Source organism: Mesorhizobium sp. M7A.F.Ca.CA.002.04.1.1 (genome assembly GCF_004022805.1).
Classification (GTDB): Bacteria; Pseudomonadota; Alphaproteobacteria; order Rhizobiales; family Rhizobiaceae; genus Mesorhizobium; species Mesorhizobium ciceri.
Genome location: NZ_RZPL01000825.1, coordinates 1 through 2360 on the forward strand (window position 1 = coordinate 1; position 2360 = coordinate 2360).

At 63.2% G+C, this 2360-nt stretch carries 2 protein-coding genes and 1 pseudogene; all 3 read left to right on the forward strand.

The features are described 5' to 3' along the window. Positions 1 to 227: 227 nt before the first annotated feature. On the forward strand, positions 228 to 1166 hold the full coding sequence (locus tag ENZ75_RS29035; protein WP_128278517.1) for a MurR/RpiR family transcriptional regulator: 939 nt from the start codon (positions 228 to 230) through the stop codon (positions 1164 to 1166). Continuing rightward, positions 1163 to 1810 (forward strand): isochorismatase family cysteine hydrolase, encoded by a 648-nt coding sequence (locus tag ENZ75_RS29040; RefSeq protein ID WP_013530318.1) that lies wholly within the window; start codon positions 1163 to 1165, stop codon positions 1808 to 1810. Before ENZ75_RS29035 ends, ENZ75_RS29040 begins: the two co-directional genes overlap by 4 nt. Then, a pseudogene (locus tag ENZ75_RS29045) lies at positions 1807 to 2360 on the forward strand (glutamine synthetase); the annotation flags it as partial. The gene ENZ75_RS29040 and the pseudogene ENZ75_RS29045, both read left to right, overlap by 4 nt.

A 2360-nucleotide genomic window follows, 5' to 3' on the forward strand; every position in this document is an offset into this window, starting at 1 on the left:
CACCGGCTTTGGCCAGATCATAGGCCGCGCTCGATCCGACAATACCGGCACCGACGACGATGACGTCGCTTCCATTTCGCATGGCTGTTCCCCACAGTCTCTTGGCTGCTTTTCGACAAGGTAGGGCCAGCGATCGCGCAATGTCAACATCTCTTCATTGTTGACCGATATTTAAATCTCTGTAATAAACTCGACAAAACAAGAGAACACGGATTCCGGGGAGGCCCATGGCGATACGCGATGTTCTGATGCGCGGGGATCTTGCGCTGACGCCGTCGGAGGAGAAGATCGTTCGACTGCTGTTGACGGACTATCCGACCTCCGGCCTCGGCACCGCCTCATCGCTCGCCCGGCGCGCTGGCGTCAGCGATCCAACCGTGGTGCGGCTGGTGATGAAGCTCGGCTATGAAGGGTTTCCGGATTTCCAGGCGAGGCTTCTGGCCGAAGTCGAGGCAAGACTGCACTCGCCGCTGCTGATGATGGAGGCCAAGCGGCAGAGCGGTTCCAACGACAGCGCCGTGCTGGCCTATCTCGATAGCGTCACCACGGCCTTGCAGAAAGCCACCGCCGCGACACCCGTCCAGACTTACGAGCGGGCGGCCCGCTTGCTGATGGAGGCCAAGGGCGAGATCGTGATGGTTGGCGGCCGGTTCAGCCGCCACATCGCCGGCATGCTGGCCGGCTATCTCGTGCAGTTCCGCTCCGGGGTTCGCGATCTCGGCGTGCTCTCTCCGCAGATCTTCGACACGCTGGCCGACCTCGGCCGGCGCGACGTGCTCGTCGTCTTCGACTACCGCCGCTACCAACTCGATGTGATGGCCTATGCAAAACAAGCGGCGGCGCTCGATGTGCGCATCGTCCTGTTCACCGACCAATGGCTGTCGCCGATATCAGATCTCGCCGAAGTCACCATCGTCAGCCCGCTCGAAGTCGCCTCACCTTACGACACGCTGGCGCCGGCGAACGCACAGATGGAAGCGTTGGTCGCCCATATCGTTTCGACGCTGGGCGACGAGGCCCGCGCCCGCATCGAGCGACTCGAAAAGGTGCGGCATGCCAATGCCGTGACGCTCGACAGCGAACCGCAAGAGAACGGCGCGCGCAAGACACCCGGCCCCCGCAAGACACCGGGACCCAAATCAGCAAAGCAGGACGACAAAGCATGACCCAGGCCCTACCCAAACGAGACGAAGCCTTCCGTGCCGGCGAAACGGCACTGCTACTCGTCGACATGCAGCGCATCTGGCTGGAGCCGGGCGCCGATCCGTCGCATCCGGAACGTGGCCCCGATCATTATTTTTACCGGCAGACATCCTCGCAGACGATCCCCAACCAGGAGCGCCTGCTGGCGGCGGCGCGGGCCAATGGCGTCGAGGTGCTGCACACCATCATTCAGAGCCTGACCGAAGACGGCCGTGAGCGCTCGCTCGACCACAAGCTGACACCGATCCATGTTGCGCCCAGTCTCCCCGAAGGACTGCCGGTGGCATCGCTGGCGCCGGTTGGCGACGAGATCATGTTGCCGAAGACGTCGTCGGGCATCTTCAATTCGACCAATGTCGACTATCTCCTCAAGAACCTCGGCATCCGCTATCTCGTCGTGGTCGGCGTGCTGACCGATCAATGCGTCGACATGGCGGTGCGCGACGGCGCCGACCGCGGCTATCTTGTCACCTGCGTATCGGATGCCTGCGCCACCATCACCCAGGAACGCCACGACATCGCGCTCAAGGCCTTCGGCGGCTACTGCTGGGTGGCTGACACCGACACGGTCGTCGACCGCTTCAACGCTTTGGGAAAACCGGCATGACGTCGACTGTCGAGCCTCTGGTTGCCGTCGTCACCACGGATCTCTCCGCCGTCACGCGGGGCCGTTTCGTTGCCGAAAGCAAGTTGCAGAAGACCGCCACGACCGGCGTCGGTTGGCTGCAGGCCAATCTGTCGCTGACACCGTTCAACTCGATCGTCGATCCCAACCCCTGGGGCTCGTCGGGCGACCTGCGGCTGATCCCCGATCTCGAAGCGCGCTTTCGCACGACACGCACCGGATCGGCAACGCCATTCGATATGGTCGCCGGCGACATCGTCGAGCTCGACGGCAGCCCATGGCTCGGCTGCACCCGCACGATGCTCAAAGACGCGCTGGCCGATTTGAAAGCCGCAACCGGCCTGTCGGTCATCGCCGCTTTCGAGCACGAATTCAACGTTGCCGACGGCGGCTTCGCACAGGCGCATTCAATGTCTTTCGCCGCACTGCGCCGCGCCGACCCTTTCGCGCCCAATCTGATGGCGGCGCTCGAGGAAGACGGCGTCGCGCCCGAGGTGGTCATCGCCGAATTCGGCGACGAGCAGTTCGAGGT